The sequence below is a fragment of the Sphingosinicella microcystinivorans genome, from assembly GCF_003634215.1.
Taxonomy (GTDB): Bacteria; Pseudomonadota; Alphaproteobacteria; order Sphingomonadales; family Sphingomonadaceae; genus Sphingosinicella; species Sphingosinicella microcystinivorans.
The window spans coordinates 1394264-1420078 of record NZ_RBWX01000007.1; the positions used below are offsets into that span (position 1 = coordinate 1394264).

16 protein-coding genes and 1 riboswitch are annotated in these 25815 nt (G+C 62.6%); of the genes, 2 read left to right on the forward strand and 14 right to left on the reverse strand.

The features are described from left to right. Positions 1 to 21: 21 nt before the first annotated feature. Complete coding sequence (locus tag DFR51_RS06690) at positions 22 to 330, reverse strand: abortive infection family protein (protein WP_197723612.1); 309 nt, start codon at positions 328 to 330, stop codon at positions 22 to 24. Between DFR51_RS06690 and DFR51_RS06695 the strand changes: the two genes are divergently transcribed. Both DFR51_RS06695 and DFR51_RS06700 read left to right on the forward strand, forming a co-directional pair. Continuing rightward, positions 313 to 630: a ribbon-helix-helix domain-containing protein gene (locus DFR51_RS06695; RefSeq protein WP_243445405.1), complete on the forward strand. Its 318-nt coding sequence runs from the start codon at positions 313 to 315 to the stop codon at positions 628 to 630. The two genes, DFR51_RS06690 and DFR51_RS06695, sit on opposite strands and share 18 nt — an antisense overlap. 4 nt (positions 631 to 634) lie before the next feature. Beyond that, positions 635 to 949: a type II toxin-antitoxin system RelE/ParE family toxin gene (locus tag DFR51_RS06700; protein ID WP_121048271.1), complete on the forward strand. Its 315-nt coding sequence runs from the start codon at positions 635 to 637 to the stop codon at positions 947 to 949. A 224-nt stretch (positions 950 to 1173) separates the two neighbouring features. Here DFR51_RS06700 and DFR51_RS06705 read toward each other — a convergent pair whose 3' ends face one another. The 13 genes from DFR51_RS06705 to DFR51_RS06765 all read right to left on the reverse strand — a co-directional run bounded on the left by DFR51_RS06705 (position 1174) and on the right by DFR51_RS06765 (position 25322). Then, positions 1174 to 2244 (reverse strand): AlbA family DNA-binding domain-containing protein, encoded by a 1071-nt coding sequence (locus tag DFR51_RS06705; protein ID WP_121048274.1) that lies wholly within the window; start codon positions 2242 to 2244, stop codon positions 1174 to 1176. Positions 2245 to 2295: 51 nt separating this feature from the next. Further along, complete coding sequence (locus DFR51_RS06710) at positions 2296 to 8364, reverse strand: HTH domain-containing protein (protein ID WP_126494745.1); 6069 nt, start codon at positions 8362 to 8364, stop codon at positions 2296 to 2298. Between the two features lie 823 nt (positions 8365 to 9187). Next, a complete protein-coding gene (locus DFR51_RS06715; RefSeq protein ID WP_121048280.1) occupies positions 9188 to 12955 on the reverse strand; it encodes a cobaltochelatase subunit CobN in 3768 nt (1255 codons plus the stop codon). After that, positions 12952 to 13323, reverse strand: a complete 372-nt coding sequence (locus DFR51_RS06720; protein WP_121048283.1) for a DUF2149 domain-containing protein — start codon at positions 13321 to 13323, stop codon at positions 12952 to 12954. Before DFR51_RS06720 ends, DFR51_RS06715 begins: the two co-directional genes overlap by 4 nt. Continuing rightward, the gene (locus DFR51_RS06725; protein ID WP_121048286.1) at positions 13320 to 13853 is read right to left on the reverse strand and encodes a MotA/TolQ/ExbB proton channel family protein; all 534 of its coding nucleotides are present in this window, start codon (positions 13851 to 13853) and stop codon (positions 13320 to 13322) included. The genes DFR51_RS06720 and DFR51_RS06725 overlap by 4 nt, the downstream gene beginning before the upstream one ends. A 2-nt stretch (positions 13854 to 13855) precedes the next feature. Further along, positions 13856 to 15859 (reverse strand): TonB-dependent receptor, encoded by a 2004-nt coding sequence (locus DFR51_RS06730; protein ID WP_243446547.1) that lies wholly within the window; start codon positions 15857 to 15859, stop codon positions 13856 to 13858. A gap of 679 nt (positions 15860 to 16538) precedes the next feature. Then, positions 16539 to 19298, reverse strand: a complete 2760-nt coding sequence (gene mobF, locus DFR51_RS06735; RefSeq protein WP_121048292.1) for a MobF family relaxase — start codon at positions 19296 to 19298, stop codon at positions 16539 to 16541. Beyond that, positions 19298 to 21130 (reverse strand): type IV secretion system DNA-binding domain-containing protein, encoded by a 1833-nt coding sequence (locus DFR51_RS06740; protein ID WP_121048296.1) that lies wholly within the window; start codon positions 21128 to 21130, stop codon positions 19298 to 19300. The genes mobF and DFR51_RS06740 overlap by 1 nt, the downstream gene beginning before the upstream one ends. Beyond that, positions 21127 to 21498 carry a hypothetical protein gene (locus DFR51_RS06745; RefSeq protein ID WP_121048299.1) on the reverse strand — a complete coding sequence of 124 codons (372 nt, stop codon included), beginning with the start codon at positions 21496 to 21498 and terminating at the stop codon, positions 21127 to 21129. The genes DFR51_RS06740 and DFR51_RS06745 overlap by 4 nt, the downstream gene beginning before the upstream one ends. Before the next feature lie 207 nt (positions 21499 to 21705). Beyond that, on the reverse strand, positions 21706 to 22254 hold the full coding sequence (locus DFR51_RS06750; RefSeq protein WP_121048302.1) for a hypothetical protein: 549 nt from the start codon (positions 22252 to 22254) through the stop codon (positions 21706 to 21708). Positions 22255 to 22359: 105 nt separating this feature from the next. Next, complete coding sequence (locus DFR51_RS06755) at positions 22360 to 22533, reverse strand: helix-turn-helix domain-containing protein (RefSeq protein ID WP_121048305.1); 174 nt, start codon at positions 22531 to 22533, stop codon at positions 22360 to 22362. Between the two features lie 174 nt (positions 22534 to 22707). Next, entirely contained in the window at positions 22708 to 23625 is a 918-nt protein-coding gene (locus tag DFR51_RS06760) for a hypothetical protein (protein WP_126494747.1), read from the reverse strand. A gap of 74 nt (positions 23626 to 23699) precedes the next feature. Next, the gene (locus DFR51_RS06765; protein ID WP_121048311.1) at positions 23700 to 25322 is read right to left on the reverse strand and encodes a tetratricopeptide repeat-containing sulfotransferase family protein; all 1623 of its coding nucleotides are present in this window, start codon (positions 25320 to 25322) and stop codon (positions 23700 to 23702) included. 270 nt (positions 25323 to 25592) lie between these two features. Continuing rightward, positions 25593 to 25668, forward strand: a riboswitch (cyclic di-GMP riboswitch). Positions 25669 to 25815: the final 147 nt, after the last annotated feature.

The following is a 25815-nucleotide window of genomic DNA, read 5'->3' on the forward strand; positions in this document are numbered from 1 at the left end:
GATCGGCCCGGATCACCCCCTTCACGCTTCGGCCGGATTGTCCAAGTGCGTCAGGAAGGCAAACGTGACAAGCGCACTGGCAGCCCCGACTGCCAGACTTGCATGGCGGGAAGTTACTCCGCGCACCTTGCCGTTGCGCCCGGGGCCCGTTCCATAGAGACTGCGGATTTCAGCGAAGCCCTGAATAACGGTGGCAAGATTGGACAACAGAACCTTGATCGTCTTTGCACCCTTCGCGCTTTCGGGAACGTCATCTGGCAAGGGCTTCATCGTGGCGAAGCCTTCCGGCGGTGTCTTGCACGGTGCGATCAGGTGCTTGCGGTTGTCCACAATATTCCTTATGTTGGGGACAGCCTATTGGAGAACGTTGCCATGCCCAAGGCCATGACCCTGAATGTGCGTGTCAGCGGCACGCTGGGCGAATTTGTTGCCAACAACATTGGCGACGACGGTGCCTATGAGAATGTCAGCGAATATGTCCGCGATCTCATCCGCCGTGACAAAGAGCGCGCCGAGGCCGAAGGGTTCGCACGGCTGAAAGCCGAATTGACTGCCGCCTTCGCCGCGCCGGAAACGGCCTATGAAGAACTCGATGCCGATAAGGTGATCGCGCGTAACACGCGAGGCTGATCGAGTGGCTGCCTATCGTGTTCAGGATCGCGCGGGTAGCCGCCTAGACGAAATCTACGTCTATACCCGCGACAATTGGGGTGAGGAACAGGCTGCCCATTACATTCGAGGCCTATTCAAACGATTCGAGGAAATCGCGGTGCGCAAGATCGCCTGGCGTCCCGTTCCGGCCGAGTTTGGAGTGGATGGCTTCTACTGTCGTCATGAGCATCATTATATTTACTGGCGGGTGCTCTCCGATGGCGCGGTTGGAATCGTCACAGTCCTTCACGAAAGAATGCACCAGCTCGACCGCTTTCGTGAGGATCTGCCGCGGTAAAGGTCGACTCACGTCCCCAGAGGAGAATTGCGGCGGACAGGTTCGACGATCCGGAATGTCTTCTTTCAGGAACTCAGACTGGGATAGCGGACGTTCATTTGACCCGAGTGCAATGACGGCGTCCGACCATGCCCGGTCGTTCACGAAAGCCACCAAGAATGTCCGGTCTAGAACGAAGCTGCCGATTGGACGCCGTGAGCCGCCGCCGCCCAAGATTGGGACGGTCACTCATCTTCAAATTGATTGATTGTTGATTTGGACGCGAAGGAAGCGAGTGCTTCGCCTGGCGACGCGCGTAGCGCTTCCTCCAGTCGCTCGATTCCAGCCCTAGTGTAGTAGACGCGGCGTACCTTCTCATCGATAATGCAGTATCTGGGATCTGCAGGCCCGTCGCCTCGCAAGCCGGCGTATTTGGCCAGTTTGGCGAGGTGCTGGCCGGTGAAGGGTATCCCCTGCCAAAAGACGTCCTCGACGGCGGGTCTGAGCTTGTCCGCCGCCTCGTTCGGAAGATTCTGATCCTCGGGGTCGAGTGGGCCCGCCAGGGCCTGATTTAGCTGGACGCTCCCGATCACCATGTAGGCGGGATCGCCTTGATCTTGGCTCTCGACAAATCTGCCGCGCTCAATGAAGTTCAAGTGCCGCGCGGTTTCGCGTGATAGATAGAGGCGGGTCGTGTCTCCGTCAGCCGCGCCCTTCGACATATCGAGGATACCGATCTTGTCCGGACCCACCTCCGAAATGATTCTCAGATTCTGCATGAAGGCAGCGAGACGGTCGGCATCCCGGCGCTCAAGCATAGTTCGTAGTTCGAGATGATGGATGGGCCGCGTCTGCCCAGCCTGTCGATAATATATCGCACCTTGCTGCAGCCACGCTTCCGACCTCGTTCGACCGTTGACGACGCGCTCGACGCTGCTGTCGCGTAGGCAGACGACGGGCAAGTCGTGACCCCGATCTACACCGATGGCAACCACCGCCCTTTCGCCGACAACGTACTCGCGGACCGCGAAGTCGATCTCGGGTGCAAACGACGATCGCAGGGAGTTAGCCCAATTTGCTTCGTCTGGAAATGCGTCGTTGATGCCCACAATGCTGCGTGGTGCGTCGGTTACACCGAAGATGATAACGCCGCCGTCAGTGTTTGAGAACGCCGCTAATGTCTTGCCATAGCGAAGCATTTCGTTGGCGGCCGGTTGACGCTTGAATTCCCGATGCTTGCCCTCCCGGCTCGTGACCCGCAGGCTGGCGAGATCGAACTCAAAAAGCTCAGCGAGATCCTGTGGAAGTGCTTTCATACGTTTTACTGATCCTGCCTCAAAGCCATCCGGCTGCAGACTAATCCGCCATTAATAAGTCGCGATCAGTTCGCCGATGCTGTGCACAAACGGCTCCGCATGCTGCCCCGACATGCTACGAGCGAAATGCCGTGCGGCAACAATTGCCTGCTCTCGAAGAGGCTCGTGCTGCGCGAGCCGGAGCAGCTCGCGCGCCAAGAATTGCAGGCGCTCGGGGATGTCGCCGATCATCCTAGCCCGCCAGATCGCGATCTCGAACAATACCAAGGCCTCGGCATCGCCCTCGCGCGGGCCAAGCGCTGTCGCGGCGGCATCGATTCTGTCAGCCTGATCAACCCAGCCGTTCACTGCTGCGAGCGCGGTAAAGGTGAGAAGGTGGAAGCGCGCATTTTCCAGTTCTTCGTCGGGAAGCGACAGATCCCAGTCATTGGCACGCTCACGCGCAAGGTCAGCCAGATTCTTTGGTAAGGGCGTATCGGCGCTGGCTTGACGTAGCAAATGCCAGCCAGCGATTGCTTCGCGGCTGCCCGGCTCAGCTGCAAGCAACGCAGTGAGCAACCCCTCTACCTTGTCGCGGAATAACGCGCCGGCATCGGGATAGAGCGCGTCAAACACGTCCCCTAGCTCGGCATTCAGCCTACTCGGCATCACGTTGTCCGGCGCCAATGACCCGCGAATGATGTCCATGCGGGGACGCTCCCCGTCGTCATTGATTTCGACCACCAGCTGACGGAGCTTCGACTCCACCCATTCTTGATGAGAAGCTTGCTTCTGAAACTGGATCAACGCCGGCGCCGCTACATACGCTCTCAAGCGATCGACAGCGATCTGCCTCGGATTGGCGGCGTCCTGGGCGAACTGATCCAGTTGCTCGACCAGAATACGCGGCGAAACAAGCCGATTGCTAGCGATCATGTCGAGCACTTTCTCGATAATCACATGGCCTGCGACAAGGACCTCGGTGAGCGCATTGGCGTGTGACCAACAGGCGGCGAGCTGCTTTCGCGCGGACAGCGTTGCCCACTCCGGGTCGGCATAGGATTCGGACGCTGTGAACTGCGCAAGGGCGATGTAGAGGCTCCAAAGGGGGGCGGCCTCCTCGGAAAGCGCCCGGTCGACCCAGCCCCGCACTCTGGAGGATACGAGGTCGCTCAGCTCGCAGCTCGCCAGCGCATCGGCAAGAAAGAGCTGTGTCCAAGGTGGTGAGCTCTCGCCTTCCACTTCATCAAGGAAGCGCGCCATGCCATGCTCTTCTAGCGACGCGAGAGCGGTAACAATCGCCGCTGGTGGGGCGATGGGGATGCCCCCGAGCCTGCGCACCGCCACGACCAGACCGCGCTCATCGATCAGCGTTTGCGCTGCCTGCTCAAAACCGTCATCCAAGCGGAGGTGACGGATGAGCTTGCCTATATTTTCGGGTTTAAGATCGGCCAACGCGAACGCTCGCTTTTCGCGAACGCCAGTGTCTAGATCGGCATACCAGTGTTGCATCGCGTCATGCGATTTCGCGAGGCTCGCCCGCACGCGCAAGTAAGTTGGGCTCGTCGAGGTAAGCGAAGCATTAAACGCGTCCAATTCCTTTTCCGACAGGTCCATGACGGCAGCCCGCTCGAGAAGTGCGTCCTTCCGAACGGTGGCGTCATCGCTCGCAACCCGACGCGGCCAAGCGTCGAGACGTATCTTTCTCCGACCGATCGTCAGTTTCAGGTGGGGATCGCCGTCGCTCTCGATCCACTCCAAAGTCGCCGCTTCGCCGCGCATCGTCTTCAGTTTCTTGACCTGACCGACAGCGGCATTGACGACGGCGTCCCAGAATTCCGCTTCATCGAAATCAAGACCGTCGACCGTGATCTGCCCGTGATCGGGAAGATTGAATGCTTCGCGCATACCCGGGCGCTGAAGCAGTGACACACGAAGTGGCAGTGGCATGGCATTCAGCACCCGCCCTGACAGGGCAAGCCACAGGCGATCTTCCATCAGTCCGTCGTCGGTCCGCGTAAGATGGCTTTCGATCATCTCTTCAAGGCTGCCGCGAATTTCAGGGCGAACGCGCAGCGCATTCGCGAGCACATGCCGCCAGAACCAGTCGAAATAGGCGCGCTGACGCTGCTCAGACCTCTTACCTGAAAATATCTGGACGGCGACGAGTGCCAACCCGCCCAGATGGATGCCGAGCAGGCTGTCCGATCTAGGATCCCTGGCCGTCAGAACCTGTAAAGGGAAGAGGCTCATTTCCAGCGTATCGACGATCCAGGCCGATGCGACTTCGGCATCATCAACGGTCCAGCTGTCATCGTTCCAGATGGCTGCGAGGGCCTGGCTTATGGCATGTCCGGAATCGAGCAAGAACGGAACTTCGCCCTTGATGCCTTGTTCGACTGCGGTCGGCTCGGGCCATTGCAGGCGCCGGCGATGGATGAGGGCCTCGCCGATGTACCGGCGAATGATGGCTAGGTCTTCGGTCTCTCGAAGCTCTCCATTCTGCACCGCGGGTCGCATGAAGCGGGCGATCTCATCGCCCCGCAGCGGCATGAAGAGCCAGCGCGCGGCACGTAGGCGCTGCCGAAAACCGTCACACTGACTCTCTGTCAGCCGCCCATATCGAAAAAGTGCGTCGAGAATTTCGACCGTTGTCGCGATCCGGAAATCCTGATTGTTGATCGACGAGGTATAGCGGTCGTCGACCCATGCGATCCCTCCGTCCATCGCCAGCGACTGGAGGAGTTGCATGAAGCTCCGCCCCGTATGCTCCGACTGCTGAACATCGCTGACCGGAAGGCTCTTATAGGTGCCGCCTTCAAGGCCGACGCGGATCTTGCCAATAAGGACCGAGAGACTTTCCACGGTCGCCAGGCGCCGATCGGCATCAGCGATCGTTGCGCGGATATCAGCGATATTACCCGCCTGGATGCCGACCTGAAACTGCGCGCACAAGGCGCCGAGGAGATTGACCTCTTCCAATGTTACGGCGATGCCGTGGTCGAGCGTGACGACCGCGCCATTCGGAGGGGTTGCACCAACGGCAGCAGCATCGAGGGTCGTTCCCAACGCATCGCGCGCTTTCGTCTCGATCCGATTTCCGAGCGGCTTCGCTATGACGTCGAACAGGCGATGGAAGGACAAGGTGGAATTTGGCTCCCCGCCATCGCCTTCCCAAAGCACGTGAAAGGTGTCGATCGCGGATAGCTGCGCCTGATCGTGAAGCTCGCCATCACCGAGGCGCGCCAGAACCGCGCGCATTGCTTCGATGCGTTCAGGCTGGGTGACCTCGCTGTCCGATCGTAGTGCCAGCAAGCCAGGAACGGCTTCGGGCGCAATCCAAAGCGGCGCGAAGGCGCGCTCGGCGAGTTCCAGAATCCCGAGCCCGTGCGCTGTCAGTAAAGCCGTGATATCCACCCGAAGCCGGACATCAGTGCGATCATCCGGCCACGGTTCTTCCTCCAAACGCCGACCGTAGCGAGTCGAGAGAATCGCCCGGCGTTCCGTGGGTGTGGGGGCCTTCAGGAGCGGGCCAAGATAGGTAGAGGCCAGCGCTTCCTGTCGGAAGCTTGCCAAAACATAGACCGGCGCGTGCCCGTTGGCGTAAAGCTCGAAGGTGCGCTCGACCTGCTCGCGGCGCTCCTGCATCATCTTTACGATGTCGTCGATCGAGATGAGCATGACGCCGCCGCGCTCTTGCGCGCCCAATTGTTGGAGGCGGCCCGTGAGCACACGCTGTTCGGCCGCCATTTTTAGTTTAAGCGCCAGATCGAAGGCCGCCGTCACATATTCGTCGGGGGCATCGGCAGAAATATGCCGGGTGATGCGCATCGCCGCGTCGGGATGAGACTGCAGGATCGCGCGCGCCAAGGCGATATGCCCTGGTGATGGCTTCGCTAGGGCTTCGGCATGTTGTTCGTACAGCGCCAGAGCTTCCGGCGCCGCCCCAATCGCCAGTTGGAGCTGGATCGAGCGCCACAGATCGTCGGGCCGCTTCGTTGATTGGGCGATCAACAAGCTGACATCGCGTGCGCCGACCAACTCACCCGCGGCCGCGAGACTGTTTGCGCGCAGTCTTTCGAGTTCAACGGGGAGCGTTCCGCCCGGGAATGCGTGCAGATGCTCAAGGGTTGATAGTACCTGAGACGGCTGCCCATTTCGATAATAGGCATGCGCGGCCGCCGCCAGGGCCTCGGCGGTGCCGATCTGTTCGATGAGATAGGGCGCCGCCTTCACCGCGCTTTTGTGCCAGCCAGCCTCGATCAGCATCTGCGTGGCAGCCAAAATGACGCGTGGATCGCCGCTGCTGGCGAGCTGCTCGTCCAGGACCGCGGCGATAGCGACGCGACGCGGCTTTTTCCGGCGGATGTCCATGGCGCGGCGAAGTCGGAGCCAGGGATGCGCGTTGAGCGCTCTCTCGCCTAGTGAGCGATGTGTCTCCATGTCGATAACGGCAAGCCAATAATCCCGCACCTCCGCATGGCCAGCAGTTGCCAGATTGTCTGAACGCGTCTGAAGGATCTGACGCGCGTGCGCGAAGTCGCGATCCGCGTTTGCGAGCGCCACTCGGATAAACAACGTCTCGAAATCATCGGGATCAGAGACAAGCGCTGCATCACATTGCGCGATGGCGGCTTTTCTGTCGAGCGGGAGGGCGCGGGACAGTGCCCACGCAATGAGCGGTATGGGTAGCGTTCCATCGGCTTGCAACTGGGCGAGCCGCTGTGTTGTGTCTGCGTGACGCCAGGGCATGCAGGCCAGGACACCGAAGTGCCACATGACCATAGAACGGTGCGCGGCCAAAGCAGGATCGGCGATCAACGCACTGAGAAGAGATTCCGCCCTTTCCAAGTCCGTCCGGGCCGCATCCGACAGCCGGACCAAAGGCTGGTCGATCGGCGGCGGCCATTCACCCACCGCGGTTTCAACCGATGGCGCTAGGGCGCGGTGAAAATGGCAGATGGCGAGCGCCTGTTGACAAGCACGCGTTTCGGGTTCGCGGGCGAGAGCTCGCTCTGCCAGGGCGACGGCCGCTTCGCGGTCGCTCGCGGCCAGCTTTGCCAAAGCGGCGAGACGAAGGGTCTCGGCCCGAGCGTCATTCCCGTCGATATAGACTGCTAACTCATCGTAAGCCGTCTGCGGTTGACGCTGGCGAAGCAGCGCCACCGCCCGCACTTCTGCCAACTCTGCCATATCCTCGGCCGAAACGCCGTCCAGCAGCGGCTGTGGGCCAAGTTCTTCAAGCGTTAAAATTGCTCGCAGCCTGATCGACTCTCCTTCGAGCGCGTCGGCTTGATCGAGCAGCTGTCGTACCCGGGTGAAGTTTTCCGAGGGGATGAGCAGGCCAGCTAACAGCCGCAGCTTCTCGGCTTTGACGCTCGCACTCAGGGCGTCGGCGGCTTCAGAGCGCAGCGCACTTTCAAGTTCCGCGATAACGCGAGGCGTTTCTCCCCGCCTTGCACGGCGCTTGAGCTCCGCGATCTCACCGGTCTCAGCCTGATTGAGCCGGGTCACATAATGTTGGAGGCTGACTGCGCTCAAGTCCCAACCGCGCTCGAGGGCCTGCTGCAAGCCGGTGAGTGGCCCTGTGGGCTTGCCGAATATTCGCTCATACCAGTCTTGGCTAAGATAGGTTCGAACTGCGACATTCGCACCGGGCAGCCGATCATAGATTTCGGACGAGTCCCACACCGAAAATTGGATGCCAAGGGCTGCAAACTTCTGGGTTTGGGCGATGATCTCGTCAGTCGCCTGACGGCTCTTGATGGTGCAGCCAACGAATAGGATGAAGTGACGAACGTCCTTTTCCCGCCAGTGACCGTCCCAATGTTCGATGAACTTGTCAGCGGCTGCACGGATGTCGCTTTGCCCGAACCGCCGTTCGGCTTTGGATTGACCCACTTCGAGATAAGGCGCCGGATCGTGTCGATGAAATGCTATATGATCAGCACCAAACTGCTCTTGTCCATCGGGGCCGTAGAGGTTCGTGCTGAGGATGTCAGGCTGGGCTGCATGCAGTGCGCGCGCAAATTGCTCGAACCGCCGTGAGCCGAGCTCCCAAAACGCATGTTCATCCTGCGGATTTTGCGAGAGCCTGGGATAACTTGGTTGCGGAGCGACCGAAGGCTTTTTCATCGCCATAGACAGTCTCTGGCCGCAGTTATAAGCGCCAGCGTCGAGCGCAACGAATTACCAGTTCGGCACAACCGGACGTTCTCGCGGGCGGCGGCGAACGGTAGCTTTGTCCCAAGACCCGTCATCCAACGTAAAAGTGATCGGCCTGCAGGTTAGAAGGGCAAATTAACGAGAGCCCTCTTTCATTTCTTTTTGGGGGGCTTGCTAGATTTGCTAGGTTTGAGGGACGGTGTATTCCCTGGTGTGGTTTTGTTATCACGGCGGCGCTGATCCGGTTTCCCTGTTGATTTTGCTATCGGCTTTGGCCCTGGTTTAAGTGCCATGCATGCTCTCCTATTTCAGTTTAAAGAATTAATCCTGCGCGCAACTTCTGCCTTGTCTTTAGGATGCCGCAGTATTGCGTAATAGTCCACACGAGTTTGGACTGAAGTCAAGGCTGAATGCTATTCATACAGTGCTGATACCCCACGAAAATCGGCAGGTGGGCCGGAGGCACTTTGCTTTACCGTGCCTATGAGCGGCGTTGTGAGCGATTGGGTTATTACGTCTGGGTGAAGTTCTGAGCGCCTGCTGTCGGCCTGGATTGGCCTCAACTTCGGGCGCCTGGCAGTCATTCCGCCCGCCGGCGCGGCGAGGCCATTCTGCGGCCGACCAAAGCCGGCCGTTCAGATAAGCACAGCGAACGTCTGCTCCTGGCAGAATGCGCCGTTTGAAAGATCGGTCTCGAATGACTGATTAGTCCCCGTCCCGGCCGCCGGATTAATAGTGAACCAACGGCAGCTTTTGGGCACCGTCATTGGGCGGTCGAAGGTCCGGAATGTTGGCGATCTTACCATCGAGGTTTAATAGCGATACCGGTTACTGAAAGGAGAATGAGCAGGCCTACGCCAAACGCCATCTGTAACACATTGTGGCGCGAGCGGAGGGCGAACTCGGACGTCGTGGGTGCAGGAACGAGTTCGTAACCGGACACCTGCGCCGCGCGCTCTGCCGGCAGCGCGGCGGCTGTAGTCGGAGGAGCTGCCGTTTCCCGGCCATGAGCACCGGCCGAAGATGGCGCGGTTTGAGTGGGTGTTTCAAGCGCAATGCTGTCGACGGTTTGCCCCACCATCTGTCGCAGTTCAGCGCGGATCGCGTCGTCGGCCACCCAGTCGCCGCGCTCTATTGCCTCCAGCATCGTTTCGACCAGCTTTTCCCGCGCCGCCGGATTGTGCCGGGCGAAGTAGCGATCCATGCCCAGATCATAGCGATCCCGCAGATAGACATCGCGCACTGCTTCCCAGTCCTGATCCGACACCAGCTCCGGGCGCATTTGCTCCCAGAGCGACATGGAATCGGTGAGATCAGCCATGTAGCGTGCGCCATTATAGCCACTGGCCTGCATCGCTCTGATCCACTCGGGGTTGAGATAGCGGCTGTCCCGCTCCCGCGCGTAAAAGCGGTCGATAGTCTCCACATGTGGTTGCCCCGCTGCCTGCTCGTTCGCGATATAGCTGTCGATTGTGCGGCCCGTTTCCTGCCGCACCGCCATGGACAGGCCGCCCAGATAAGCCGCAGGCATCGGCGTATCGAGCAGGCCGTAAGCGCTGGACGAGCGGCTGAACACGGCCGCATCCACTGTATCGAGATTGGCGGTAAAGGCCGCGCCATCCGGCTCACCTTCGTCATCATCGCCATAAGCATGGCCGATCCGCGCGCGATAGAGCCGGTCGAGCGCAGACTTGCTCCAGCCTTCGCGGTTGGCGAACTGGGTCGAGGGGGAATAGCCCCCCGGGGCTGTAGAAAAAATGCGGCGCAACGCCCGCTTCTCCGCGTTCTGCGGGTCGATACCCTGCGCCCGGAGTGCCTGTATCCGCGCCTGCGTTTCGGCGCGCACCGGATTGTCCGCCTCATGCGCCTGCGCGGCCAGGCGGATGGCTTTGGCGATAAGCGCCAGCTTCTCGCCGAAATGATCGCGATAGGTGCCCGATGTGGTTACCAGCACGTCCACGCGCGGACGGCCCAGTTCGGCGCGATCGACGAGCGCCACGTCCACCACATGGCCCCGCGCATCGCGGACCGGACGCACGCCAATCAGATGCAGGATTTGCGCTTCATTGCTGCCTCCATTCTGCGCCGTCTCATTGGACCAGAGGACGAACGCCACCTTACGGGGCTGTCGGTCATGTTTCGTGCGATAATCCGCGAGCATGTCATCGGCGAGGTGCACGCCTTGAGCCCATGCCTGCATGGTCGGCACCGCCCGCACATCGAGCGTGTAAGGATTACGCCCGGCGGGCAGCGCGTCGGGATTACGGATGGCATCCTGCATCGGGCCGGGAGGAACATAACGGCCCGCCAACGCTGCGATGACCGCGTCCATCTCACGCGGGGCGCTGGCGATGCGCGCGGCATAATCGCGGGCGAGCGAGACTATCTCCGGGGGAAGGGCGTTTTTCTCTCCGCCGATGGCGCGCGCCACATCGGCAAGGTCCGGCGCGGCGCGGCCCACGGCCAGCATCGCCTGCACCATCTTCACCTGCACGTCCGGTGATGGGGCCTGCCCCAATATGTGGCCGCCGAGCGGGATGGGGGCGCCCTCTGCCTCATCCAGATAGGCGGTAAGGGCGGTGCGAAGCTGATCGAGCGGCGCCTTGGCGGGATCGAGGCCGAGCGAGGCTGCAAGTCCCGCTGTTATCACCTTCTCGCGCAGCAGCGTTTCATCCAGCGTCTCACCTGCCAGCAAGGAACTAATCTCCGCGAGCGGCGGCGACAGCCCGGCGCGGGCGAATTCCGGCATGAAGCCGATCGTCACCGCCAGCGCGCGCCGCTTGTTGCCCACCCCGCCATTGGCTTGCAACGGCAGCGGCTGGATATGTGGCAGGTCGCCGATCAGCAGCCCCACGGCATCATCGGCGGCAGGGCCTTCCTGCTTGCCGGGCATCAGCGAGAGTTGTGTGAAAAGCGGCAGATAGGCATCGGTTCGCCCCGCCTTCTGCATCCAGAGATAGAAGGCGAGATATTGATGATGGGGCGGCAGCGCGCCGGTCTCCTCCAGCGCCTTGCCTCCGGTCTGCGGCCCCCAGAGCGGATGCGCGGCGAGCAGGATCTTACCAAAGCGCAGCGCCGGAATGACGATCTGCCCGTCCACGGTCATCAGTCTGCCCGGTGGAGGCCCCCAGACGCGCTCTATTTCCCGCCTCAGCGGCTCCGGCAGAGTGGCATACCAACCAAGATAGGTCGCTTGCGGAATGGTGATCGCGCCCTGAGCGATCCGTCGGCGCAGCGTCTCCGTATCGCCGGGCGCGGCATTCGTCGCCTCCTCGGCCAACCGCCGCGCCAGTGCTTCACTGTCGGGAAGCGGATCGGCGCCAACGTCATAGCCCTCATCGCGCAGGCGATGGAGTAGGGCGACCATGCTGCCTTGCGCATCCATATAGGAATCGGGGTCGCTGCCGACATCAGCCTCACCGGGTTCTTCATTATGATAGCTGATGACGATGCGCTTTTCGGCATTGGGCAGGCGATGCAGTCGCGCCCAGGCCATGGCGCGAGCCACTCGCAAGCGCACCTGCTCCGGCAGCGGCTGATAGCTGACCGTGCCGTCGGGCGCGGTTGCGCGCGCGCCGACAACCATCGGTTCGACGATTCCGTCCAGTTCGCTCATAGCGAGTTCGCCGGTCGAGGCAGGCGCGAAGCCGCCGATGTTCTTGCGCCATGCGGAGGCCTCGCGGCGGTAATCGGTCGCGCACATCAATGGCGGTACGCCCAGCCGCTGCGCTTCGGCCACACCTGCCTCCGCTGATGCATAATCGATCCGGTTGCCGCACAGAATCAACGCATCGAGCTGGGTTTGTCCCATAATGCCGGACGCAAGGTCGCCGCCGCCCTCGCGCCAGACCGGCACCGGCAGGCCACCCTGCCGCTCCGTTTCCCGGATCAGTGCGGCGACTACCCCGGCATTGTCCGCCAGAACGAGACTGCGATAAAAGAGGATGCCGATTTTCGGGCGTGCCGCCGCATCGGGATACCGCGTGGCGATCCAGTCCAGATAACTTTCGACCTTGGTGAAGCGCGCCGGCGCCTCGGGATGCCAGAGCGCGAGCGCGGGATAGTCGACAGGCGGCGGCACGGTGACGGAGTACCCCAGCACCTTTGCCGCCACATAAGTAAACAGCCCGGCGTAATTGTCTGCCGTCGCATTGTTCCAGTAACGCGCTACATCGGGATGCTCCGCGGGATCGACAGTGCCTTCGATTGGCGTGCCGGGGCCGACCACCAGCACTTTCGTCCGTTGTTTGGCGTCCTCGATCTGCCGTGTGAAATTGAGCAGGCGCGGACCGGCGGCGTCCAGCAGCACAAGGTCATAACGGCCAAGATCGACACCCTCGATGGACGGGATCAACCCGCCGCCAAGGCCGAAAAAATCAACCTGCACATGGTTCGCCATCCGCGCAGCACCGGCGCGCGCGATGGTCGGCATCTCCGCGATATGGATCGAGACGAAGGCGATGCGCATGCGCGGCTTCGCCGCTTCCGGCTGTGCCGATGCGCTCATGGAGAAACCCGCACCGCACAGCAAGGCCAGCATAGTGGCGATGAGGCGGAGCAGGATCATGGCTTTGCACCCGCCGCCGCCTCCGCTTCGGGCACATAGACGACCTTGCCGTCGGGCAGGCGATAGGCCACGCCCAGCCGGTCGCCATTGCCGCTCAATTTGCGGTCGCTCACTTTCTCGACCCTGATCTGCCTTCCATCCTTGCGGACGATCTCCATCCGCCCCTGCGCGTCGGTGCGGGTCATCGTCCAGCTGCTGTCCGGGTCGAGCAGCGAGGGCGCGCCCACCATCGAATAGAGCGCCACCACCATGGCGACGATGAAGGCCAGGCTGATGTCGAACAGGTTGGCGATGCCGGCAAGCGGGTCCTCCTGCCAGCTTCCCTCATCGCGGCGGCGGGCGAAGCGGACAGGCCGGCGGCGGCTCATGCCTCCTCCCGTCGCAGCGCGCGCTCGGCATGGAAGCGCACGGCATCCAGATCCGCCCGCGCCCAGCCTTCCCGTACCATGGCGATGAGATAGGCGACCACGCCAACGCCAAGGCCGACGACGGTGCTGGAAAAGGCGATCACCATGTTGGAAGCGAGAACCTGGAGGTCGCCCCGCGCCAGCCCGGAAAGCGCGGTGGCCATCGGGATCAGCGTCCCCATCAGGCCGAGTGATGGCCCGACCCGAATGGCGAACCGCACCGCGTTGAGCGAGCGGGCCGCATCGCTTTCCGCCCGCGCCACGATTTCCTCTATCGCCAGTTCATCCTCATGCGGATCGCCGGTCAGCGCCCGGTCGATGGCGGTGCGATATCTGTCCCGCGCCGGGCGCTGGCTACGCCAGCGCCCGATGAAGCTGCGGGCGAACAGTCCCAGCGCGATGACCGTCCAGCACACGACCCCCAGCAGACCGACGACGACCGGCAGGAACAAAAGATCGGAAATCGCGCCAAGCGCGTCCTTCGCCCACACGGTCAGAACGTCCGGATATAGCGGATGTAGGCCGTGCGGCCGGGCATCCAGTAATCCGCCTTCTCATAATAATTGACGTCGAAGGCATTGGCGACTTCCAGCCGGATGCCGTCCTTCCGCGTCGGTTGCCAGCGCAGGCTGAAATCCGCTGTGGTGAAGCGGGCGAGCGTGAACTCCCCGCCCGCGCCGTTGGTGAAGATGCGCCCCTGGCTATAGTCCACATCGCGCCGGTCACCGTTGAAGCGGATGGTCGCCGTGGCGGAAAGGGTGCTGCCATTGGAAAGGGTCAGCGATCCGTTCGCCTTCCAGTCCGCGACGTTGCGGATGGCCGACACCACGCCTTCGGCGGTCCGGTCCTCGGCGGTGATGATATGCGTCACGCTGCCGCTGATCCGCACCCGGTCCGGCGCGAGGCCCAGCGCCGCGCCCGCATCGAGCGCGATCTGCGCTTCCACGCCTTCCATGCGGGAGGCGTCGGCATTCACATAGCTGGTCTGGCGCAGCGTCGGCGTTTCCGAGACGATTTCCGTCTTGATGCGGTTGCGCGTGCGCGAGTGGAAATAGGTGACGTCCGCGAACAGTGCCCCGCTCGCAAAGCCGATACCGGCATCCCAGGTCGTGTTGCGTTCCGGCTGAAGGTCCGGGTTGCCATAGGAGACGCGCCGCTGCGTCCCGGCGAACTCCTCATTCTCCCCCGCCAGTTGCAGCGCCTGCGGGGGCACGAAGGCCCGGCCGATGGTGCTGTGCGCGCGCACGCCGCCGCCCAGCTTCACCACGGCCCCGCCACGGGGATTGAACACCCCGAATTTCGCGGTGCCGGGCGTGAAGTTGGTCCGGTAGGGCGTCTCATAGGTTTTGACCGTGATCCAGTCATAACGGCCGCCCGCCGTCAGGTTCAGCCGCTCGTCGAGCAGGTTCAGCCCTGTCTCCGCGAACACTGCCTTGGTCTCCCGGCTTTCTTCCGGAGAGGAAGGCGCCTTGCGCGTGCCTTCCGCATTCCAGGACTTGCGGGCGGCCTCCACCCGCTGCCAGTCGCCGCCATAGGTCAGGCGCAAGGCCGGCAGAACGCGCCAGCTATCCTGCGCCTGCACCCCGCGAAACTCGGTCAGCGTATTGCTGGAAACATATCGCGCCGATGCCACAGGCACTGTGTAATAATCATAATTCTCGCGCGAAGCGTAGCCGATCAGGCGGATTTCATGATCCAGCGGCGTCAGTTCCAGCCGGACATCGCCGCTGATCCTGTCCGTCTGGTTACCGGACGGTGTTTTGGGATCATAGGATTGCGGCCCCGGCGCATCATTATCGAGGCTGGCAAAATCGACACTCGCATCGAGGCGGGCAATCGGGGACAAGGTGCTGCCGACCCGAAAGCGGCCCGATCCACGCCTGGACGTGCTGTTCGCGGCGCGCTCCCCGTCGCCCAGCCGAAAATTGCCACCCTGATTTACATAGCCCAGATCGAGATCGAAATCGACGCCGCGCACTAGATCGCCGCCCAGAGTCGCGCCGGAGCGGATGGTGGAGAAAGAGCCGCCGCCAATCGAGAATTGCCCGCCGAGCGGCCCGGAAGAACGACGTGTGATGATGTTGATGACACCGCCTACGGCGGATGCGCCATAGAGCGCCGAAGCCGGGCCTTTCAGCACCTCGACCCGCGCGACGCTCTCCGGCGCGATGGTGGTGAAGCTGCTCGATCCCGATGGACGCCCATCGACCAGAACAAGCACCTGCGGGTTGATCGAAAACTCAAAGCTCGGCCGCAAGCCGCGCAGGCCGACACCGCCCAGCCCGTTTGGATACTGGATGACATCCACGCTCGCATTCTTCTTGAGCTGATCGATGAAATTGAGGCCGACCGTGTTGGCGAGCTGCTCTTCGCTGATCACTTCCATCGACGAGGCGACATTCTCCCGCCGCTCCTCCGTGCGGCTGGCGGTAACGACGATGTCCGAAGCCGTCGATGCAACTTCTTCTGCGTGGGCTACCTGAGCAAAAGTCGACACGGATACGGCGAGCAGGCACGCGCTATTCTTCTGGAAACGCAACTTAGACCCCTGTTATGAGCTGATTCGTGATATGAAATAACATCACATAACTGGTCTGCCAATCGCCTTTTCGCGCCAGTCGTCTCGCGGTAGTGCGGGCGCGAGGTTCCTAAGCTTTTGACAAGAGTTTCCGGAGCATTGCGTCCGCCCGATCTGTCGCTACAGCAGCTTTCGATCGGTCCCGGCACAGCCGTCAGCCGCGCCTCGCTCATTGTACGGCGAGCGATCTCGTTCTTGACCCCCGCAATAGCCTCGGTCTGGAAGCCATCGGTGCCAACGATGGCGTGGCCAGCGCACTACTCGATCCGATCATGAACGGCTCGATCAGCATGCGGAATGGCGCTGGTCATGGTGGATGGAATCCGAGACATACCGAGAGCCGCACTAGGCGTATCCTTTCTACCATATACGTGCGCAAAATTTCCGCATATATGGCCGCGTCGGCTCGAGGGCTGAGACATCGCCCACGCCAATGGATACGCCTATTCGGCTAGCTTTCGCGATCACCGGGAAGCCAGTTCACCATATGAACGGCCGGCAGGTATCAACGAGTGACTTCAACTCCGCGAGCGGCTCCTTTGTCGGCGACTACTGCCCCACACTATGACCGCTCAGTCCGACGGAACCGCGCGCGTCGCTAGCCTATCCCGGCTCCTGCAACTTTTCCTGCAGGCCGAGATGGCATCACCATCTGCGCGATGGCCGTTTGCACCTGGCCGGCGCGCTCGTTGATGGCAGAAATCAGCTTCCCGCGATCGTTGGTGAACACGGTGGCGGACGCCTTCGCCCGAGAAATCCCCACATAGAAGCTCTTCTGATCGACAAGGTTGGTGGCCCGGCTGTCGGCGTGGATGATGACGTGGTCGGCGGTACGGCCCTGTGCGGCGAATGTGGTCTCGACATAGGCATGGGCGATGTGCCTGTCGCGCGCCGCGTCCAGGTTCAGCGTTTCGCTCCTGCCTTTCGACATCTGGATGATGGCCGTGCGGGACTTCTCGTCCACTGCAATCACGACGCCGCGCCCGCTGTTGACCCGGCCCATCTCGCGATCGTTTCGGGTGAACCGAATGCTGTCACCGGCTTTCAGCTCCAGCGACTGCGGCGCAAAAGCCTGGCTCTTGCCAGCGCCCCATTGCCGTAAACGCCAATCCACCTCACGCCCGTCCTCCGATTTGAGCGTGATGGTGGCCCTGGCCGGATCGATGCTCTCCACCTGGTAGGCTTCGCCGCGCGCCACGCCCTTGTCGGCATAGTCGCGGGTGAACCGGACAATGTCGCCCTTGTCATAGCTCAAGGGATCACGTGCCTCCGCGCGGGTCAGTCCCTTATTGGCAAGACTCTCCACCGTGACGGCGGGGCCGGTGAGCACGCCCGACCGCGTCAGCGCCGCCCGAATATCGGAGGTCAGAGAATCGCGCCCCTCGCGCGAAGGCTCGATGACAAGCGTGCGCGCGCGGCCAGCCTCGTCCAGCCCAGCATATGCCTCGGCAATGGCGGCGAACCTTGCGGCGCGGTCGGCACGCTCGATGATCTGCCCGCCGCCCCGATCGAGCGCGTCGAGCGCCGCCTTCGCGTCTCCGGCGATCGATGCCAGCACGGCCTCTCTGGTCGCGGCGTTGGTCTGCCGGACGATGTCGGCGAGCCTCGCGGTTTCCATACCGGCGCCCTGCAGCTGCGCGAACGCCGCGCCTGCGTCGACCGATCCAAGTTGCTTCACGTCACCGACAAGGAGGACGCGGGCATTGTGCCGGTCGGCGAGGTCGAGCAGCCGGGCGGTATCGCGGGCCGAGAGCAGCGAGGCCTCGTCTACGATCCACGCGGCGGGCTGGCCCTGAGGCAATCGCTCGGGTGACAGTAGGTGCCGCGCGACCGTGTCGCCGCGCGTGCCGAGCGCCTCGCCCAGCACCATCGCCGCCGATGCAGTGGGGGCAAGCGCGATGACGGATACGCCGCGCGCCTCGGCCTCGCGCGCGAGCGTGGCGAGGACGGTGGTGGTCTTGGCGGTGCCCGCAAAGCCTTGCAAGGCGGTGACCCGGTTCCGGCTGCTCAGGAGCTGCGCGGTGGCTTGGCGCTGGTCGGCATTCCAGCTGAGCCCCGCGCGTTCCGCCTGCGCGGCGGCGTTGGCGACGGCCTTGGCGGTGGCAAGCGGCGAAGCGATCGGGGCAAGGGTACCGCGTCCTTCCGCCTCGATGCGCAGCATCCGGGCTTCGGTCTCGACATTCCGGCAGGTGGTAAACCCGGCGAACGCCGCGCCGCGCCGGTCCAGAAAGGTCCGCTCGATCAACGCGCCTTTGTCAGTCGCCGCCGCGAGCGCCACGCCGACCTGCGCGTAACTGACCTTGCCGAGCCCAACCCGACCGGCTTCCTCGTGCAACGCGGCAACAGAAAACACTGACTGTCGTTCGCCGAGGTTCTCGGCGGCGTGGGCGACGGCACGGCCCGCCAAGGTTGCCTCACGTTCCCTGTTAGCACGAAGGGAAGGGTCTACGGCCTTGGCTTCGGCCTGCTCGATCATCGCCAGTCGTGACTTCGACCCGAACCCGGCCGCGTCGGCTGTCTCCCGCCACCCGGCGACAAGTGCGGCATGATCGGCGGCGACCTTCGCTTGCCGCGTGTCGAGCGCTGCGATCTGCTTTTCAGACGCGCTCGCCGCGTCGCGCCACGTGCCGCGCGCGGCGAGCGCCGCTTCGATCTCGGCGCTGCGCGTGCTGAATGCGGTCACCACCGCGCCGGACACGCCCTTGATCTCGAACAGCGAGTCCTTGCCCGCCTCAATCTCATAGCCGAGCTCGCGCACCTTCAAGGCGAGTTCCTGCCGGTAGATCGCGCCGATCTGCTTCTGAAGCTGGTAGATCGCGCGCGGTTCAAGGCTGCGCCAGGCGCCATCCTCGCCCTGCGTCGCGTTCATGATGACGTTGTGCGTGTGAAGCTGCGGGTCCTGCGCGCGGCTGGTGCCGTGCTGGAAGCTGGCAATGATGAGATTGCCGGTCGGCTCGCGGACAATGGCGCCGCCGCCCCGGACGCGTGTGGCGGCCATGTGCGCCTCGACATGCGTCATCGCGGTTCTGACCGCGTGCCCATGCGCCGCAATCAGCCGCCGGTCGCCCGCCACCTCGGCCATGATCGACACCGACTTGGGTGCGCTCAAGGTCACATCCCAGCCGGGGCGGTGCTCAAGCTGGCCGCCGCGCATCGTGCCGAGCTGCTGGGCCTCAACCTTGCCGTCCAGAAGCGCGCGGAACCGGTCGCGGTCCACCTCGCCGGAGAGACTTAGCGCCTCGGCGCCCTTTCCCTGCCACGCCGATGGAGAAAGACCGCCCTCGGCGTAATAGTCATCGGCCTCGTAGTAGCTGCTCGCTTGCGCCGAGCTGGTAAGCGCGGACACCGACGCGACCATCACACCGGCCCCTGGCTCGTGGGGGATGGCGAGGACTCGGACGGGGGCTGCGGGGCGGGCGCGGCGCGCTCCGACTGCCAGAGCGTGGTGCCCGGATCGCCAACGACGTAGCCCGGTTGGCGCGGCGGCCCGCGCCGCACGACATGATCGGCGGTCAGCTTCACGCGCGCCACCGGCAAACCGTCCGGCAGCAGCAGGAAGCCTTCATGCTTGGGGAGGCGCAGTTCGCTTTCGAGAACGGCGGGCCGCGTCTTGCGCATCCGGCCGAGCGTGGTGCGGGCGTCATCGTCGCCTTCGGCCAGCGCGTCGGTCATGGTCTGGATTTCGACATCGCACGTGCCAATGGTCTCGCTGGCCCACTGCCGGGTCTCGCTATCGATCGTTTGCAGGAACAGCTTGGTGTTGCAGCAGCCGAGCATGGACTCGGCAAGCTGCGGCCCGTAGCGGTGCCGCATCTGCCCGAGCGCCTGAAAGGTCAGTACGACGGCAGCCCCGAACTTGCGGCCCTCGGGGAGAAGCCGCGCGAGATTGTCGACGCGGGGGAGGTCGGCAAGCTCGTCGAGCACGAACCAGATGCGCCGCTCGGGCGAGGGCGCGAGCCCCAGCACGGCGCTCGCGGCGCATTCGAGCCAGCAGGCGAGGAGGGGCTTCGACGCCTCAAAATAGTCTTCCTTGCGCGGCACGAAGATCCACGGGCGCGGAGCCTTGCGCGCGTCGAGCCCGCTCATGAAGTCGCGGAACGCAAACGGCGCGCCGCCGCTGTCCTCGGCGCGCAGGAACTGGACGATGTCGGCGGCCTTGGCGAGCATGAAGAGCACGCTGCCCGTCGCCCGGTCGGCATCGTCGGCAAAGGTCCGCGCCGACGATGTGTCGGTAAGCCACGCCTTGAGCTCGTCCTTGGTCTTCACCTGAAGCGCGCCAAGCAGCGCGGAGAGGGTGGTGTTTCCCTCGTCCCAGAGCTTGCGAATCATGTTGGTGACAAGGATGCGCGCGGTCTCCAGCCACACGTCGTGGTCCTGGCTGTTCGTCTCGGTGATGAACTGGTGCGCGATGCGCGCGGCGTCGGCGGGATGGGCGATTTCCGCGAAGGGCGTCCAGAACGCGCAGCGCGCATCGAACGGGTTCAGGATCACGTCGCCGCGCTCGGGCCGGTAGTAATGCGCGACGAACTCGCCGCTGGTGTCGTAGACGAGCGCGGCGTCGCCGCGCGCCTCGATCCCGTCGAGCAGCTGACGCAGCGCCGTGGTCTTGCCGCTGCCCGTCGTGCCGATCATCGCCATGTGGCGGGTTTCGAGCGGCGCGGGGATCGGCACGGTGCCGATCGCCAGGGCATCGGCACGCGCGTCGCTGGCCACGAGTTTCGCCAGCTTCTTCTCGGTGGTGACGAGGGTTCCGGTGATGACCCGATCCTCAAGCGCGCGCTCGCGCCGCCGCGCAGCGGCCCCTTGGAGCAGGGCCAGGCCGAAGAGCCACGCGGCAAGGCCCAGCCCGCAACCGCGAGCGGCGTAGATCAGCACTGCGTCTGCCGCTTCGCGGTAGTAGCGGCTCGCGATGACGGTACGCGCGGATACGCGGTAATCCGCTCCCTGATATCGGATGCTGATCGCGGGATCGGCGGCTACGCCGCCCGCGACCCATACGCTCGTCCGCGCGTAGGTGTAGACGCCCGCCGCCCACTGCGCGTCCTTTTCCAGCAGCGTATAGGGCGCCGCCACCGCGCCGAGCACGACGGCGCTAAGCATGATGCCGACCTGTTGCTTGAAGCGCCGGGCGTGGTTGCTGCGAAGCTGCCGCCGCACGGCATCGGCATGGATGCGCCGATCGTGGGTCATCGCCGGCCCTCCTGCGAGAGCCTCCGCTGGCGGTCATAGGCAGCGTTGATCTCGGTGGTGATGACCTCGTCGCTCTTGCGCGCGCCGAGTGCCGCGCTGCGGGCATAGGCGTAGGCGGCGCAGGCGGTGAACAGCGTGCGGTCGAGCAGCCGCTCGACATCCACGATGCGGGTGCCGAGCGATGCAAGTTCGGCGACGAGTTCGCGGTCGTCGGTGCCCGGCGCAGAGGGATTGGCGAGCGCTGCGATCCCCGCCTTCACGCACAGCTGAAGCGCCGCGTAGACGCTCGTATCTTGCCGCTTGGCCAGCGACCGCAGCGCATTGTCCACCGATGCCGGCAGGCGGACGGTGTATTGGACCGGCTTCATAGCGCTGCCAGTCCGCGAGTGCACTGCGCACTCGTGAAACGCCGCGTAAATGCGAGGGTCTGCCCATCCGCCGAATGTGCGCACTCTCGGCGCACTCTCCAAGAACGGCGGAAAAGCGGGATGCACACGTGCGTGAGGTGTGTATCCAAATATCGGGCTCGATGCGCAGCATCGCGGCCCAGCAACGCTACCCAATGCGCGACCGGGTCAGACATGACGCGGGCCTTTCGCATCGTCGGCGGCGGGTCGGCGGTTCCGCTCCTGCCGCGCCGCCCAGGCCGCGATCATCGCCTTGGCCGTGTGGTCGGCCTTACGGCGATCGAACTCCACCGGGACCGCCGGGTGAGCACGGAGACTGCGATCGGCAAGCCATGCCCGAATGGCCCGTTCGACTGCGCCTTGCATATGTTCGTGCAGAGCTTCGGCCTCGAACGGATCAAGGTGCGCGGTCACGCCGGGACTGAGGATCAGCCCGCCGAGTGGAAACGGACGATCGCCCACCCATTGGCTGGGACCATCGATCCGGCAGAAGCTCGTGGTTCCATGATACAGCGCTAGGGGCGGCCGCTCCGCCCGGTGCCAGTCGATCAGTGCGGTGCGGTAGGTCTCGCCGTCGTCGTCCTCAGCGAGGAGTTTTTTGATTAGCGGCAGTGCAAAGCGAGCGGCGCGGGGGTCGGTCGAGACGCGCAGCGTAACCTTGCGGCTGGTCCACGGAAAACCGGTGAGCCGGTCCAGAACGCGGCGGAAAACGGACATAGAGTGTCCTTTCGTAGATAGCGATGACGACGAGCGGCGGTATGGCGACAGGCAGATGGGAGCGGTTCGCCAACCACGCGTCGGGGGCGGGCCTAGCAGCCGGAATCAGACGGCGGACCGGGTTTGCGCCAACCGCCTGATGGACTCGGTGGTCAACAAGGTGCGCCTGCCGATCTTGATCGCGTCGAGTCCGCCCGACTTGATCAGGCCGTAGACCGATGATCGACAAACGCCGAGGACCTTGGCGGTATCGTTGATAGAGATGGCAACGGGTTCCATGGACGTCTCCGTGGCTGGTGGTGCGTGGCAGGAGACGTCTGAGCTTGCACAAGGCTGCGGATGGGTCGTGCGGGAACTGGAAAGCGGCAGAATTCTACCGATGTGCGGCAAATTGCGCTAATTCGGCGTATCTGAGATTGGCGCTTTTCCGCTGACCTGCGGTAATACGGTGGTTCAGTCCGGCAACGCTGAGCGATTGATTTTCAACGCGGCGACAATTTTCTTGGCAAATCCCCGAAGTTTGGTGGGCTCCGGGACGGGAATGTCGTTGTCATGGGCTTCGCTGGGATCGCAGCGCGCCCGAATCAGGTTCATGACCTGCGTTTCGGCGCCATGCTTGTCGGGGTCGATGTTGCGAAGGGAAGGGTGCTCGATGACCGTGAGCAGCATCGCTTCATAGTCATAGGCCTTCGGACGCCCGCCCGCTTGTGGTTTGACCTTGAGGGCGCGGATGATTTCGTCGGGCTCGGCATCCACATAAATCTGGCGGCTGAACCAGAAGCCGTTGGGAGGGAGGACAAGCGCCCGATCGCCTGCGGATTCCGACAACAGCAAGCCTCGCAGGCGACCATAGAAATGGCGGCGGCTGACAGGGTGCCTGATGCCTTTTCGGTCATAATAATAGGCCTCGGGCGCCGTTCTTCGGCCAAGGAAGTCGAAGAGCTTCTCAAGCGTTTCGACCGTCGAGGGACGGCTTTTGCCGTAGAATGCCGGACGCTTGGTCCCAATGACGCCAAGGCCGTATTGGAAGTGTCGCCAGTACACGAGCGTCAGCGCCGCGATCCCCATCAGGACCATAAAGGCGATGACTGGCCCTTGGCCGACGTTCTGATCGCTGACGCTGGCCACGCCCCAAACCAGCAGAACGAGCGACGACAAAAGTGCGCAAAGGCCAAACAGCGCGGCGCAGATCATAAATCTGGACCGAACGCCGCGCTCGATGGCGACGGAGACCCTGTCGATCTCCTCTAGTCCCAGCTCCTCCTCGTCCTTGGTATATAAGAGGCGAGCGGCGAGGCGCGGAAGGCTACGGTGGGCATCGCTCGCTCGATGCCATATCCCTGACGGGGCTGAATCCTTGGCGACATGCATCGGTTTCCTCCTTCGTGCAGATCATCAAGATTGTAGAGGCGTTCAATGGCCCGCCCACTTCGGCTGACGGACTGCTAGAGGCGTGTCTCTCCGTCCTCGGACCCGCTGTGTGAGTATGTTTCAATCAATGAGCCAAGCTCCATTTGCAGGGGCGCGAGCCACGGTTCGTAGTTTTGCCATCTGCCAAGGCCTTTCCTGTTGATAGGAATGCGGACTTGCTCCGAACTCGGGGTATCGACCGCCCTTGGATTCTCGTGAAAGCGCAAACAGGCGTTTTCGAAAGGGAGACCTAGATGCGCGAGCAGTCGACGCACCTCACCTTCGATGTCATCTATCAGCCTTTCATATTGAACCGGGTGGATTCGCCCCGGCAGGGTCGCATCGAAATGAGAGATCATGCGAGTGTAGCTACAGTAATGGTGGGCAAGCTCCTCTAAGCTGGTCGGAACGTTGGTTTGCAGATTGAAGTAGGTGGTGAAATTCGAAAAGCAGCATGCAACAGGATGCCTTCGGGCATCTATGATCTTTGCGTTGGGAAGGATTAGGTAAATCAAGCCTAGGTACTGCCAATTCGACGGCATCTTGTCGGTGAAGAAAGGCCGATCTGTCTTTCGATGACGGCGCACTGAGTTCAGATAGCTCTGTCCGAGCGCCCGGCGCTCGTCAGCGGTGAGATTGGCCATTGTTTCATACCACACGTCTTGTGGAGTTGTGCCAATGACCCGTGTGACAATGTTTTGAAGCTCGAACAACTCGCCCAAGCCTTCGACAAGCGGGTGGCTGTCAAGAATCTGCTCGATCAATGTAGAGCCGGAACGGGGCATGCCGACAATGAAGATCGCTTCGGAATCACCCATGTCCCGGTCGACGCGTTCGGCGAAAAACTTGGGCGTGAATGCGGCCTCGGCCTCGCGCACATCGCCATCAACAGCTCTGTAGGGCACGAGCCTACCCCGGATGTCGTTCGCCATTTGATACTGACGGAACGAGCGCTCGAATTGATTTAGGTCGCCCAGGGCTTTGCCAAGTGCAAAATGGAGCTGGATCCGCTGCGCGTCATCATGCACTGTCTCCAGAGCTCGCTCCAGCAGAGCAACGTCGTCGCTACCGAGGCGGATCGTACGCAGGTTGGCCAGCCCAAGCCAGGCGAATCCGTTTGCAGCGTCGATTTCCAGTGATCTTCGATAGGCCGCGACAGCGTCGTGAAGGCGCCCTGCAGTTCTCAGCGCTAAGCCGTAGTTCATCCAAGGCACAGCAGCTCCGGGCGCGTGCGCAATCAGCTGCTCATGAATGTGAAGTGCTTCCTCTATGCGTCTTTCGCCGGCAAGGAGGGTCGTCTTCAGGGACATGGCCCAAAGGCGACGAGATGGATCCTCGATGACGTTGTCGAGCAACGCGATGGCTTCCTCTGCGCGGTCGAGACGACATAGAAGTGACACCAGGTCGCTGTAGGCGAGGACAAATGCAGGCGCGCGCGCTATTGCTCCCCTCAGCAGCGCTTCGGCGTCGGCAGACGACCCTGTCATCGCAGCTACTCCTGCAAGTAGCCTCGCGGCTTCGAGATCTTGAGGGTCGGTTGCCAGACGCTTCCGGATGAGAGCTTCCGCTCCCCTGAGATCGTTGCGCCTCAAAGCATTCACCGCATCTGCCAAGACGGATGGTGATGATGAATGAGACGTGGTGGCACTCAATGTCATGCTACCTGTATGATCACGAAGAGGCCGAATTGTGCATTGGATCGAAATTTGTTTTCCCTGGAATCGAGAGTCTGACACTGCGGTAAGCCAGCACAATTTTACAATCCGTTAAGCATATCCGACGGAGAATTGGGGTTGTAATGGTACGTAACTGCTTGATAAGACTTCTCAAGACAATGTTCTCGTCGATCGCTTCGAGATCGTAGTCCGGCCTGGCGGCTAACGCTTGCAGGGTTGGATGCCGGTTGGTGTTAGCGCAGCGCCGCGGAGCGTTGAAAAGGGCAAACTGTCGGTGACGGCAGGACGCAAAGCCTCCGAACTCAATTGAGTTAGCGGGGTTGCCAACGGGAGGCGAAGTAGGCGTGCGAAGGATTGAAGTGGCGAACGCCCGGCAAGCCGTGCGCTTATGTTTTCCCGCATTTCATTCACCAGAATTTCGTCGATGACCCCGCCAGCAACTGCTGGCGGCGGAAGCGTATGTCTGAGGAGAGTT

Bases quoted from the DNA above. Each gene is read 5' to 3' on its own strand.
- DFR51_RS06740 (WP_121048296.1), bottom strand. From the start codon at position 21,130: ATGACCCACGATCGGCGCATCCATGCCGATGCCGTGCGGCGGCAGCTT.
- DFR51_RS06765 (WP_121048311.1), bottom strand. From the start codon at position 25,322: ATGACATTGAGTGCCACCACGTCTCATTCATCATCACCATCCGTCTTG.
- mobF (WP_121048292.1), bottom strand. From the start codon at position 19,298: ATGGTCGCGTCGGTGTCCGCGCTTACCAGCTCGGCGCAAGCGAGCAGC.
- DFR51_RS06710 (WP_126494745.1), bottom strand. From the start codon at position 8,364: ATGGCGATGAAAAAGCCTTCGGTCGCTCCGCAACCAAGTTATCCCAGG.
- DFR51_RS06755 (WP_121048305.1), bottom strand. From the start codon at position 22,533: ATGGAACCCGTTGCCATCTCTATCAACGATACCGCCAAGGTCCTCGGC.
- DFR51_RS06745 (WP_121048299.1), bottom strand. From the start codon at position 21,498: ATGAAGCCGGTCCAATACACCGTCCGCCTGCCGGCATCGGTGGACAAT.
- DFR51_RS06705 (WP_121048274.1), bottom strand. From the start codon at position 2,244: ATGAAAGCACTTCCACAGGATCTCGCTGAGCTTTTTGAGTTCGATCTC.
- DFR51_RS06715 (WP_121048280.1), bottom strand. From the start codon at position 12,955: ATGATCCTGCTCCGCCTCATCGCCACTATGCTGGCCTTGCTGTGCGGT.
- DFR51_RS06760 (WP_126494747.1), bottom strand. From the start codon at position 23,625: ATGCATGTCGCCAAGGATTCAGCCCCGTCAGGGATATGGCATCGAGCG.
- DFR51_RS06720 (WP_121048283.1), bottom strand. From the start codon at position 13,323: ATGAGCCGCCGCCGGCCTGTCCGCTTCGCCCGCCGCCGCGATGAGGGA.
- DFR51_RS06750 (WP_121048302.1), bottom strand. From the start codon at position 22,254: ATGTCCGTTTTCCGCCGCGTTCTGGACCGGCTCACCGGTTTTCCGTGG.